This is a genomic window from Pantoea cypripedii (assembly GCF_002095535.1).
GTDB classification, from domain to species: Bacteria; Pseudomonadota; Gammaproteobacteria; order Enterobacterales; family Enterobacteriaceae; genus Pantoea; species Pantoea cypripedii.
Map to the genome: position 1 here is coordinate 630030 of NZ_MLJI01000001.1, position 12965 is coordinate 642994.

A 12965-nucleotide genomic window follows, 5' to 3' on the forward strand; every position below is an offset into this window, starting at 1 on the left:
TTCTCTTTCAGGCAAATGGTTATGCCTGAAAGAATAGCAAAGGTGCGCCAGCCGCTACGTAACAGATTAGTGTTTTTCTACCGTATCGAAATACAGCAGGCTGACGCCGATCCCCTGTTGCACATGGTCGATATTGTTGCGCACCGCCACCTGCTGTGCCCCTTGCAAGGTGATGACAAACGGTGAGTTTTGCTGCAATGACTGCTGCAATTCGGTGTAAAGCTGACGGCGTTTGGCGGCATCGCTTTCTCCGGCCGCAGCACGGGTTTTGGCGCTTAAGTCCGGGATTTCCCAGCCAACGCGCCAGGCCAGGGTTTTCGATCCGCCAGGGACGTTATAAGCAAAGGCGCTGGCGTTGGTATTGGGATCGACATAATCCGCCCCCCAGTAGATAAAGATCGACTGGAAATCACGCCCACGCATTTTGCTCCACAGCTCCGATTCCGCCACCGGTTGCAGCTCAATTTGCAGATCCGCTTTGGCGAAGCTGGCCTGTAGCGCCTGGGCCACATCAATGTAAGGCGGCTGGTTGATCACCGTCAGGGTGAAGCGACTACCCGGCTTAATCCCCCCCTGTTGCAGGATCTGCTTTGCTTTCGCCACATCGTAATGGAAGGGCTGATTTTCCAGCGCGCCGTCGAAACCCTGCGGCAGGAAACTCTGATGAATACGGTATTGGCCTTTCAGCAGTTGATCGGCAATGGCGTGATAATCCACCAACCAGCGTGCCGCCTGCCACAGGGCCGGGTTGCCCAGCGCAGGTTGTGCCTGGTTTTGCGTGTTGAAACCGAGGTAGTACACCAGGCTGGAGGGGAAGGCATCGATACGCAGATTTTTATCACTTTTCAGGGCGGCAATCTGATCGGGGCCGAGCTGGTAGGCGACATCGACATCCCCCTGCTGAATCAGCAGACGACGCGCACCGGCATCAGCCACGCCTTTCAGCAGGATACGATGCAGATGGGGCTGCGGCTGGGCCTGTGCGTTAGCGTTCAGCACCAGTGCCTGCTGCGGCACGTATTGCTGAATCACAAAGGCAGCGCTACCCGCGGAGTGGGTATGTAGCCAGCCGTTACCGAGGTCGTTATTGCTGGCATGTTGCTGCACCGTTTTGCTGTCGACAATCGATGCCACCGGCGCGGTGAGCAGGCGCAGCGCCAGGTCCTGACCAATCGCCGCTGGCCACTGAATTTCCAGCTGGTGGTCGTTCAGCACCTTAAACTGTCCGGCGATATTGTCCGGCGTCCAGCCAAACTCCGCGAGGATAAACGAGGGCGCTTTGTTGAGTTGCACAGCGCGGGTGAGTGAGAACACCACATCCTGGGCGGTCACCGGATTGCCGCTGGAGAAATGCGCTCCCTGTTTCAGGTTGAATACCAGGCTGTGCGCATTGCTGCCCGGTTGCCAGGAGGTGGCCAGCAGTGGCGCGAGTTTCTGTGGGGTATCGCGATCCGCCTCAACCAGCGTCTGATACAGATTACGCTGGACGCTGTTGCTGATGGTTTCAAAGCTTTCGGCGGGGTCGAAGCTGATAATGCCGTCGAGCGGTACCGCCACAACCAGCGTGTCTTTGGGCGTTGCCGCCTGTAAGGCAAAGGCGCTACCCATTAACGCCAGTAACAAAACGAATGATCGCATTATGGTTATCCTGAGTGATTGATTAACTGACTCTATCGCTGAGGTCGTCAGGGCAAAATGCCGGTTTGTTCTGAGCTGTGCCAGAAATTAACAATTCGTTTCGGTGTTCAATTATTTCGCTTATTTTGTGCGCTGCCTGTCATTTTTCAGAAATAGATATGGAGTTGTTGTTTCTATTAAGTAAATAGAATGTTATTAATGAGAATAATTCTCTTGTATGGAAGTATGATTTCTTTTTATCGATTAATTTACGGTATTATTTCAATGCGTAAATTCTTTTGGTCATTTGCACAGTCGATTCGTACAAAAACCTGACATTTGTACGGATAAAACGGAAATTCCCGCCTCGAAAGCCCTTTACCAGCCCGTAACCAAAATTCAACATCATGATGGTTTCTCATCAAAACACATTTTTAATTTAACTCTTACACTTTGAAATATCTGTATGCCTAAGATTGCCAGGTTGTTTACCGATTAATTAAGCCATTAACAAAAATAATTATCTTTCTTAGCAAGTGAGAGTCGTCAGGCCATGCTTCTACAAAAACCGACCACCAGACGTAAATTTCTGCTTGGGTCGCTTTTGGCTTTGCCATTAAGTGACCTGGTATTTAAGGGATTAACTGCGGCCCAGGCTGCGGAAATGGCAGCACCGGAACTTGCCGACTATAAACCGATCTTTTTCAGCGCCGATGAGTGGCAATTTATCCTTGCCGCCACCGATCGCCTGATCCCCGCCGGGGGAAATGGCAAAGCACCTGGCGCGCTGGAAACGAACGTACCGATCTTTATCGACCAGCAGCTGCACAGCCCGGAGTTTGGCGATGAAATCTACATGCAGGGTCCGTTTGACGTGCATGCGCCCGCCACCATGGGTTACCAGATCCCGTTCACGCCGCAGCAGATGTACCACACCGGTATCAAACTGGTGAATCAGTGGACGCAGAGCAGCTATCAGAAAGCGTTCCACGAACTGACGCTGGAAGAGAAAGACGCGGTTCTCACCAAAGTTAACAAGAATGATGGTATCGACTTCGCTGCATTGGGCGAGCCGAACCTGAAAGCCTCCCAGTTCTTTAGCCAACTGCTTGCAGATACCAAACATGGCTACCTCGCTGATCCGATGTACGGCGGCAACAAGGGCATGAAAGCCTGGATTGCCATCGGCTTCCCTGGCGCACGCGCCAGCTTCACCGAGTGGGTTAAACAGCACAACGTACCGTACCCGCTTGGCCCGGTCAGCATTATGGGTGAGCGCGCGTAATTGCGTTTCGCATCAGGTATTTGAGACAGGAATAACATGGCACAGATTACTAAAAAAGAAGTCGACGTCGTTGTCTGCGGCCTCGGCTGGGCAGGCTCGTTAATGAGCATTGAACTGGCGCTGGCCGGTCTGGAAGTTCGCGCGCTGGAGCGCGGCGGTGAGCGCGATTACCCCGAATTCGCCTACCCGAAACCGGCCGATGAATACGCCTATAACGTACGTAACAAGGTATTTGCCACACCAAAAGAAGTGGCGGTCACCGTGCGTTACAACATGGACCAAACGGCGCTGCCGACCCGTAAATGGGGCGCGTTTGCACCGGGTACTGGCGTAGGTGGTGCGGGTATGCACTGGACGGCGGTATTGATTCGTCCGACCCCAACCGACATCAAACTGAAGACCTACGCCGATCAGGCCTACAAGCCGGGTGTTTTGCAGGAAGATATGCGCGTGATGGACTTCCCGTTCACCTGGGATGAGATCGAGCCTTATTACATCAAATTTGAGAAAATCTGCGGCCAGTCCGGTAACACCGGTAACCTGCGCGGCCAGATCCTCGAAGGCGGTGACCCGTTTGAAGGCCCACGCTCTGAGCCTTATCCGCTGCCAGCGCTGGAAGATACGCTGAACAACGTGATGTTCAAAGAAGCCGCCACCAAACTGGGCTACCATCCGTTCCCGAACCCGTCTGCTTGCGTGTCACGCGCGTGGAAAAACCCGTATGGCAATACCATCGCGCCATGTAACTACTGCGGTTACTGCTCGAAATATCCGTGCCTGAACTACTCCAAAGCCTCACCGCAAACCGCCGTGATGGATGCGCTGAAGCGTATGCCGAACTTCTCTTACGAAGTGCACGCCGAAGTGGTGAAAGTGGTGCTGCATGATGACAAGAAAACCGCGAAAGGCGTGATTTACTACGATGTCGATGGCAACGAAGTATTCCAGCCAGCGAAGATCGTGGTGCTCTCCAGCTTCCAGCTCTACAACGTGCGTCTGATGTTGTTGTCTGGTATCGGTAAACCGTACAACCCGATTACCGAAGAAGGTGTGGTAGGACGTAACTATGCGTTCCTGTCCAACGGCGGCGCGACCCTGTTCTTCAAAGACAAAAACTTCAATTCATTCGCGACCGCGGGTGCGACTGGTCAGATGTTTAACGACATCTCCCCAGGTAACTTCGATGGCCCTGGCCTCGGCTTCCTCGGTGGTGCCAAGATCCACAGTTCACAGGCGACCGGTACGCCAATCGCCACCTCGCTGCCGAAAGGTACGCCGAGCTGGGGGATGGGCTACAAGGAAGGTCTGGAGCAGTGGTACAACCATTCGATGAAGATCAGCATCACCACGACTTGTCAGTCGTACCGTGATATCTACCTCGATCTGGACCCGCATTACACCGACCACCGTGGCAATCCGCTGCTGCGTATGACCTTCAACTGGAAAGAGAACGAGTTGAAGCTCCAGCAGCATCTGAAAGGCATCGTGGGTAACATCGCCAAAGAACTGAATCCGGATAGCATGAGCATGAGCTTCCTGCCAATGGGCGCTGACTTTGACCTGACCAAATACGTTTCCACCCACAACGTGGGCGGTGCGGTGATGGGTGACAACCCGAGAACCTCCGCACTGAACAAGTACCTGCAAAGCTGGGACGTGCATAACGTGTTTGTACCGGGCGGAAACGCCTTCCCGCAGAACTTCCAGGCGAACCCGACCGATACCATCGGTGCGATCACCCTGATGGCGGCGCAGGCAATCAAAGAACAGTATCTGAAAAACCCCGGTCCACTGGTACAGGCATAAGCGCATGAAATTAAAATCATTGTTAATTGCTAATGCCGTACTGCTGGGAAGTCTTGCAGTACAGGCGCACGCGGCAGATGATGCTCAACTGATCAAGAAGGGGGAATACCTGTCGCGCCTTGGCGACTGTATGGCCTGCCACTCGGTTGCGGGTAAGCCGGACTATGCCGGTGGCCTGGCGATTGAGTCGAATCTTGGCACCATTTACTCCACCAATATCACGCCGGATAAAGAGCACGGTATCGGTAACTATACCGAGCAGCAGTTCTCCGACGCGGTGCGTAAAGGCGTGCTGCCGGATGGCTCGCGTCTCTACCCGGCGATGCCGTACCCGGATTACGCCAAAATCAGCGATGAAGATATGCACGCGTTGTATGCCTACTTTATGCAGGGCGTGAAACCGAGTGCTGAGCAACCGCCGGAAACCAAACTGAGCTTCCCGTTCAGCCAGCGCTGGGGCATGCGTTTCTGGAACTGGGCGTTCACCTCTGATAAGCCGTTCCAGCCGATTGGTGGCGCTTCGGAAGAGGTGAACCGTGGTGCGTACATCGTTGAGAGCCTCGGCCACTGCGGCAGCTGCCATACGCCGCGCGGCTTCGGTATGAACGAGAAAGCGCTCGACAGCAGCGATGCGCAGTTCCTGGCGGGCGGCAGCCTGAACAACTGGGATGTACCGTCCCTGCGTGGTCTGCCGCGCTGGAGTGAGCAGGAGATCGTTGATTACCTGCAAACTGGCCGTAACGATAAAGCGGCAGTGGGCGGTGAGATGAAGTCGGTGATTGAGCACAGCAGCTCGCACATGACCGATGCCGACCTGAAAGCCATCGCGGCCTACCTGAAGTTCCTGGGGGGCAACCCACCGTTGCAGGCATATAACGTGCAGGCTCAGCAGGCGACGGAAGCGAAGCTGACCGCAGGGAAAAATCTCTCGGAAGGCGAGCGTCTGTATCTCGACAACTGTGGTGCGTGCCACTTTGTCACCGGTAAAGGTGCGCCGGGAGTGTTCCCGGAACTGGATCAGGCCACTATCGTGAATGCCAAAGATCCAACCGGGCTGATCCACACCATTCTGGCCGGTGCGCAGCAGCCATCGACCGAGAAGACGGCCTCAACCTTGCTGATGCCTGGCTTTGCTAATCGTCTGAGCGATGATGAAGTGGCGCAACTGGCAACCTTTATCCGTCAGGGCTGGAGCAACAACGCACCGGCAGTCACCAAAGATCAGGTGACTGAAGTGCGTAAGACACTGAAGCACGAATAATAAAGTTCTAAACCGCACCTCATCGTAGCGGCGCGATTTATCGCGCCATTACATTGGGGTGCGGAAATTCACCGATAGGTATGTATCACTTCCAGCACGCCGTTGATAATAAACTGCACGCCCATACACACCAGCAGGAAGCCCATCAGGCGTGAAATCGCCTCAATACCGCCTTTCCCCACCAGCTTCATAATCGCGCCGGAACTGCGCAGCGATATCCACAAAATCACCGAAACTAAAAAGAAGATCATCACCGGTGCTACGGCCACGACCCAGCCGGGGAAATCAACGCCGCTGCGTATCGTTGATGCCGAACTGATGATCATCGCAATGGTTCCCGGACCGGCGGTGCTGGGCATTGCCAGCGGCACAAAGGCGATATTGACGCTTTCACGTTGGTTGTCACTGGATTCCATCTCGTTGTGTTTATGTTCCGCTTCCACCGAATGGCCGACCGGTTTGGCGGGAAACAGCATACGAAAGCCGATAAAGGCCACTATCAGCCCACCGGCCATGCGCAGGCCAGGGATGGAGATACCAAAGGTATGGAGTACCGCCGTACCGGCATACCAGGCCACCATCATAATCAGGAAAACGTAGATGGATGCCTGCATGGCCTGGCGGTTGCGTTCCTGAAAATTCATATCGCCAGCGAGGCCAAGGAACAGCGCCACGGTGGTGAGTGGGTTAGCGAGGGGCAGAATGACCACCAGCCCAAGGCCAATGGCTTTGAAAAGTTCCAGCATGTCGATTCCTTCTGATGTAGACGCGCCGATGACATATCAGCGCGTGGCACAGTTTACGGAGACAACGTGGCAAATCTTGTGCGGGCGTGTGTTTAGTGTTTCGGACGATCCAGCGCTTCAATCAGCTCCGGGAAAAAGTCTTCCAGCAGCTCGGGCGTCATCAGGTCCGGATATTGGATCAGATGCTCGCGAATACGCTCGTTCACATCCGGTATCAGCCGTTGTGCTGCATCATTGGCGCTGATTTTTTTCTGCTTCATCAGGCGCAGGACATCATCCGGCAGGCTGTCTTCATCTTCCGCTTCTTCCACCGCTTCGAGATCGTCCAGCTCATCCAGCATATCCATTAATGCTTCAATCTGCGGCGTGCGTGACTGGTACTCCTCTGGCTTTTCCTCCTCCAGATAACGTAGCAGGGCGCGCACCGGTGATCCATCTGGCGTCGAGGGTGGCTCGCTGGCAAACCAGTCCAGTAAATCATGCTGGCTCACCTGATGGACGTGATAGCCGTTATCCACCAGTTCATCCGCAAGGATATCGGCGGTGTCATGCTCAATCAGGCAAATATGGGTGCGATTGGGGGTGAACTGCTCCAGCCACTGGTAAATCTCTTCAATTACGCTGTCTTCGTAATTGAAGTTGTGACTCAGGTAGCTGCCGTCCTGCTGATGTACGGAAATACGAATCAGGTCGGGATCGAAGTAAATCGCAATGTTGATGCCTTTCATGCGCGCTGTCCTATGAGATCCAAAACGCCACTATAACGTTAATGATGTTGCGGGGAAATCACAGCGCAAGGGAAGGACGTGACAGGAAGCACGGACGTGCGATTTTGCCGGGGGAGGAGAGAGCGCGATAAACGCACAGACAAGGGACAGCTTGCCTGTGCGCCTCGCGCTGCCCCGGAATTAATTACACCCCGATATATTTTTTACCCTGCTTCAACACCACGTCACAGGCTTTGGTTTTCAGTTTCTCGCCCATGGTGGAATTGCTCAGGGTTTCCAGGTTGAGCTGCTGGCCGTTGCCGGCGTTCAACAAGCCCTGTACGCCCTGCTGATAATCCGTGGTCTGTGCCTGCGCGGTGGTGCTGTTCAGGCCGAGCTTGCTCATCACCTGGTCCTTCACCGACTGCACATTGTTTTTCACCACGTTGTGCTCAACACAATACTGCATCACACCGGCGGCATTGGTCATGCTGTTGGCGCTCACCGCTTTATCACCGCCGTTTAGCAGGCCGGTGATGGAGGAGAGCGACATCCCGCCAGCCTGCGTACCGCTGGTTGGCGTGGTGGTGCTATTCTGCTGGCTCAGCTGTGATGCTGCGCTGCTCAGTTGATCCTGCCAGCTCGCCGCCGATGCGCTACCCGCCACCAGCGCCGCCGCCATACCCAATCCCCAAATCACACGTTGTGTTGTTGTATTCATCTCAACCTCATTTTTTCTTTAATGGCTGACTGATGTCAGTTTTGCTTAAGAAAGGAGAGACCTAAGAAAGTTCCAGGATGCAGAGGAGATTGAGATTGTTCTGGGTTTTAAGCCGGGTGCGCGGGGGGAGGAGGAAGGGAAACGCTGCTTTTTTCAACGCTTGGCGCACACTCCCATTGATTCCGGTTGCGTGCCTTGTCTGTAACGGTATAATCCCCAACGTTTTCCGCATCCTCTTCAGTGCCGAAGTGGCGAAATCGGTAGACGCAGTTGATTCAAAATCAACCGTAGAAATACGTGCCGGTTCGAGTCCGGCCTTCGGCACCATACGATGCAATTAAGTCGCTTACGAGCGGCTTTTTTTGTGTCTGGAATTTAGTAGTTACCAACCTTTCTCGCTTTACTAACTCTCTCAAGGTCAACCGACGTCAACGTACATCTACCAACCGATGTTGGTATTTCCGGTTCGATAATGCTTGTATCAACAAGGAGGGCATTAGCATGGCTCTAACAGATATTAAAGTCAGAACAGCCAAGCCAACGGATAAGCAATATAAGCTGACCGATGGCAGCGGTATGCACCTGCTTGTCGATCCTAATGGATCTAAGTGCTAAGACCGTAGAGATGTCTGGACGTCTTGATGTTGCAGCCCGCCTCCAACAGCGCTGCCACAGCTATCATGCTTTATGTCGTACAGAGCGGATTGATTGATTATAACCTCGCCCAGGAGATGGCAGGGGCAGTTGCTTTTGGAAATAGACAACATCGTCCAGCACTGGAGTTAAAGCGAATTCCTGAATTATTACAGAAAACAGATGACTATACTGGCAGACCACTCACCCGCTGGGCAACAGAACTCACTCTACTTATCTTTATTCGCTCCAGTGAGCTGAGTTTTGCTCGCTGGTCGGAGATCGATTTTGAAACGTCAATGTGGACGATCCCACCTGAACGAGAGCCTATTCTCGGCGTGAAGCATTCTCACCGGGGAACAAAAATGCGTACACCGCATCTGGTACCACTTTCTAAACAGGCGTTGGCGATTCTGAAACAGATAAAACAGTTTTGTGGGGAGCACGAGCTGATTGTTATTGGCGATCATGATCCACGTAAGCCAATGAGTGAAAACACCGTTAACGGAGTGCTGCGGGTAGTGGGCTGACACTAAAGTTGAGGTTTGCGGCCACGGCTTCCGCACAATGGCCTGTAGTTCGTTAATTGAGTCAGGTTTATGGTCGAAGGATGCAGTGGAAAGGCAGATGAGCCATATGGAACACAATTCGGTGAGGGCAGCGTGTTTCCATAAGGCGGAATTTATTGACGAACGCAAGTTGATGCTGCAATGGTGAGCTGATTTTCTGGATGTCAACCGGGGGAGGGGGATTACGCCGTTTGACTATGCGAAGATCGATCGGGGAATGGCGAGTGAAGGGCTTGCCATCTCTGTTTAATTAAAGCAAATCGACCAGACTTGCTAAGGAGGCTGGTTGTGTTTTGACACACGAACAACGATTGGCCTTCATCAGTAAGAACTAGCCGCGTGAACCACGGACGTGAACTGACAATGGCGGCAATGAACATTATGTGTTGCGCGATATGGGACTGAGCTACTGGCGTTGTACAGGTGACATATTTTTTGATTTTTCAGGACGAATACCGAATCAGGTTGAGAGCTTGGCAACATGTCTGGTATTGGTTATCGCCCCAGATAATGGATTGAAGAGTTATATCATCGCAGACTAAACGGATACTCCCCACCATCCCATGGTTGGGGGGAATGGCTCATATTTAAATTGTTAATATTTGATGTTTCACCATGTTTTCTGCGCATTACATTCCATTATATCCCCCTGATACCGCCCTTCATGTTATCTTTAAGGCCCTCTTTTTTATCGCAGTGTACAGCGACATATCGCTCGGGATAGTGTTATCACCACTGCCTCATACAGACAGAAAAACTAATGAATAAGCAAAATTATGCCCCTGGAATGCGGGTGGTTATTCGTGATGCAGAGTGGCGCATTCGCCGGGCGGATGACAGCGGAGATGGTGGCAGCCTGCTGACTTGCGATGGTATTTCGGAGCTGGTACGCGGTAAAGAAGGGCTATTTCTGACAAAGCTGGAGCAAAAAGTCGAGATTCTCGATCCAGCAAAAACAAATCTGGTGGAAGATGAGTCAGCCAATTACCAGGCGGCTCAGTTGTACATAGAGAGCCAGCTACGCCAACGCGTACCGACTGACAGTAAAGTCCATTTTGGACATCAGGCTGCAATGGACTCTATGCCCTTTCAGCTCGATCCCACGCGCATGGCGCTGGCGCAGCCGCGCCAGCGGATATTAATTGCTGATGCGGTAGGGCTGGGTAAAACGCTGGAAGCCGGTATTCTGGTTTCAGAGCTGATTCGCCGTGGACGTGGCAAACGCATTCTGGTGCTGGCGGTAAAATCCATGCTCACGCAATTCCAGAAAGAGTTCTGGAGTCGTTTTGCTATTCCGTTGACGCGGCTTGACTCCGCTGGTTTGCAAAAGGTGCGTAACCGCATCCCAACCAACCACAACCCGTTCCACTATTTCGATAAGACCATTATCTCCATTGATACTCTGAAACAGGACATCGAATATCGCCACCACCTGGAAAACGCTTGGTGGGATATTATTGTTATCGATGAAGCGCATAACGTCGCTGAACGCGGGACCAGCTCCTTGCGCAGCAAACTGGCAAAATTACTCGCCGGGCGCAGCGATACGCTGATTATGCTCTCGGCCACGCCGCATGACGGTAAGGCTGAAAGTTTTGCCAGCCTGATGAACATGCTCGACCCGACGGCCATTGCCAATCCGAAAGAGTATGAATACGCCGATTTTGCCGATAAAAATCTGGTTGTACGTCGCTTCAAAAAAGACGTAAAAGATCAGATGGCTGGCGAATTTCCCGAGCGTAATATCGTCAAACTTACGCACCCGGCAACAGGGGCCGAAGAGGAAGCCTATCGTCGTCTGGTTGAGAACCAGTTCCGTGACGACGATGATGAAGACTCGCAGTCAAACAAAGGCCGCCTGTTTAAAATCACGCTCGAAAAAGCGTTGTTCTCCAGCCCAATGGCATGCGCCAGCGTAGTAGCTAACCGTCTGAAGCGGCTTGAGAATCGCAAAGAGATAAACAGTCAGAACCAAATTAATGAATTAGAGTTACTGCTGCTGGCACTTAATAATATTGATGCTAGTCAGTTCAGCAAGTATCAGTTGTTGCTAGAGACTATCCGTAAGGACCTCGCCTGGAAAGCGAACAATACGGAAGATCGTCTGGTGATCTTTACCGAGAGTATCAAAACGCTCGAATTCCTTGAGCAGCAACTGCGTTCCGATCTCAAGCTGAAAGACGATCAAATTGCCACGTTGCGAGGCGATCAGGGCGATACAGTTTTGATGGAAACCGTCGAAGCGTTTGGCAAAACCCAGTCTCCGCCACGCCTGCTCATCTGCTCTGATGTGGCGTCTGAAGGTATCAACCTGCACCACCTCAGCCATAAAATGATTCACTTCGATATTCCGTGGTCGCTGATGGTATTCCAGCAGCGTAACGGACGTATTGATCGCTACGGGCAAAAACACCAGCCACAGATCCGCTACTTGCTGACTGAAGCCAGCGAACCGCAGATCAACGGTGATATGCGGGTGCTGGAAGTGCTGATCAATAAAGACGAACAGGCGCAGAAGAATATCGGTGACAGCTCCGAATTTACCGGCAAATTTACCCAGGAAGAGGAAGAAGAGCAGGTTGCTGAATTCATGATGCAGGACGATGGTGCCAGCCTGTTCGATGATCTGTTGAATAGCAATGTTACTGGAAATACTGGACACGACCTGTTTGGAGAAATCTGCAACACAGTGTCCAGCGATACTTCGACCGTGACCGAAAGCGACATTAGCCTGTTCGATAATGAGCAGGCATACTGCGAAAAAGCGCTGGGCTATCTGAAGGCCAGCGGCCAGACTGTGCAATACGATACCTTGCCTGATAACACCTTATCGCTGGTCGCACCGGAGGAGTTACGCCGTCGCTTTAACCAGTTACCGCCAGAAATCGTGCCGGAAAACTGGCAGCTTTATCTAAGTCAGGACAAAACGGTTATCACAGAGGCCATTTCGCGTGCGCGCGGTGAGCAACACGCTTGGCCCGATGTGCAGTATCTCTGGCAAATTAACCCGGTCGTGCAGTGGTTAGACGATAAAATCCAGTGCGCATTTGGTCGCCACCAGGCTCCTGTGATGCGTCTGCCGCACCTGTTTGAGCCTGATGAAGATCACTTCATCCTTTCCGGGTTGTTCCCGAACCGTAAGTCGCACCCTATGGTGAACCCATGGTTGGTGGTGAGCTTTAACCGCGAAGCGTTAAGCGGTAGCCTGCCTTTTGCTGAGTTCCTGAAACAACATCCGCAATTGAGTAGCAAGCTGACTAACAGTGGCGGCAAAGATCGTAACCATCAACGCCAGCAGGATCTGCTGGAAGCGGCAATCGCCCATGCGCGGGATGTGTTTGTTCACGATCGAAATGCTTTTGAGGAGCATATCAATCAGCAGCTCAATGAGCATCTACAGAAGCTGGACGTTCTGCGTGGGCGTCAGCTGAGTCAACTGGAGCTGGATTTTGCCGATAATAAACAGCAGCTTTCCGTGAAACAGAACCGCAAAGAACAACGTCAGCGCGAAATCGAACACAATTTTGACAGCTATATCCAATGGATTGAGGACACCATGACCACCGAAAAAGAGCCCTACATCCAGGTTATTGCTGTCATCACCGGGGCGGAGGGCTAAT

Annotated in this window: 9 protein-coding genes, 1 tRNA gene and 2 pseudogenes; 8 read left to right on the forward strand and 4 right to left on the reverse strand. The window is 52.6% G+C overall.

Annotation, left to right across the window (positions count from 1 at the left end; all coding sequences use genetic code 11):
* Positions 1–66: 66 nt before the first annotated feature.
* Positions 67–1638 (reverse strand): ABC transporter substrate-binding protein, encoded by a 1572-nt coding sequence (locus tag HA50_RS02840; RefSeq protein ID WP_084872345.1) that lies wholly within the window; start codon positions 1636–1638, stop codon positions 67–69.
* A 532-nt stretch (positions 1639–2170) separates the two neighbouring features.
* Between HA50_RS02840 and HA50_RS02845 the strand changes: the two genes are divergently transcribed.
* The 3 genes from HA50_RS02845 to HA50_RS02855 are packed head-to-tail and all read left to right on the forward strand — an operon-like array spanning position 2171 to position 5969.
* A complete protein-coding gene (locus HA50_RS02845) occupies positions 2171–2902 on the forward strand; it encodes a gluconate 2-dehydrogenase subunit 3 family protein (protein WP_084872347.1) in 732 nt (243 codons plus the stop codon).
* 36 nt (positions 2903–2938) lie between these two features.
* Positions 2939–4708 (forward strand): GMC family oxidoreductase, encoded by a 1770-nt coding sequence (locus tag HA50_RS02850; RefSeq protein WP_084872350.1) that lies wholly within the window; start codon positions 2939–2941, stop codon positions 4706–4708.
* 4 nt (positions 4709–4712) lie between these two features.
* Complete coding sequence (locus HA50_RS02855) at positions 4713–5969, forward strand: c-type cytochrome (RefSeq protein WP_084872352.1); 1257 nt, start codon at positions 4713–4715, stop codon at positions 5967–5969.
* Between the two features lie 68 nt (positions 5970–6037).
* Here HA50_RS02855 and HA50_RS02860 read toward each other — a convergent pair whose 3' ends face one another.
* From HA50_RS02860 to HA50_RS02870, 3 genes are all read right to left on the reverse strand, one after another.
* Positions 6038–6715: a MarC family NAAT transporter gene (locus HA50_RS02860; protein WP_084872355.1), complete on the reverse strand. Its 678-nt coding sequence runs from the start codon at positions 6713–6715 to the stop codon at positions 6038–6040.
* Between the two features lie 92 nt (positions 6716–6807).
* Positions 6808–7443 carry a hypothetical protein gene (locus HA50_RS02865; protein WP_084872357.1) on the reverse strand — a complete coding sequence of 212 codons (636 nt, stop codon included), beginning with the start codon at positions 7441–7443 and terminating at the stop codon, positions 6808–6810.
* 184 nt (positions 7444–7627) lie between these two features.
* On the reverse strand, positions 7628–8143 hold the full coding sequence (locus tag HA50_RS02870) for a YjjA family protein (RefSeq protein ID WP_084872360.1): 516 nt from the start codon (positions 8141–8143) through the stop codon (positions 7628–7630).
* Positions 8144–8385: 242 nt separating this feature from the next.
* Between HA50_RS02870 and HA50_RS02875 the strand changes: the two genes are divergently transcribed.
* The 5 genes and pseudogenes from HA50_RS02875 (at position 8386) to HA50_RS02885 (ending at position 12964) form a co-directional block, all read left to right on the forward strand.
* Positions 8386–8470: transfer RNA gene (locus tag HA50_RS02875), tRNA-Leu, on the forward strand.
* A gap of 174 nt (positions 8471–8644) precedes the next feature.
* Positions 8645–8758: an Arm DNA-binding domain-containing protein gene (locus tag HA50_RS32260; protein ID WP_476739504.1), complete on the forward strand. Its 114-nt coding sequence runs from the start codon at positions 8645–8647 to the stop codon at positions 8756–8758.
* Positions 8757–9595 (forward strand): annotated as a pseudogene (locus HA50_RS02880) (tyrosine-type recombinase/integrase); the annotation flags it as partial. The gene HA50_RS32260 and the pseudogene HA50_RS02880, both read left to right, overlap by 2 nt.
* 106 nt (positions 9596–9701) lie before the next feature.
* A pseudogene (locus HA50_RS32105) lies at positions 9702–9887 on the forward strand (hypothetical protein); the annotation flags it as partial.
* A gap of 218 nt (positions 9888–10105) precedes the next feature.
* Positions 10106–12964, forward strand: a complete 2859-nt coding sequence (locus HA50_RS02885; protein ID WP_084872362.1) for a DEAD/DEAH box helicase — start codon at positions 10106–10108, stop codon at positions 12962–12964.
* Position 12965 lies beyond the last annotated feature (1 nt).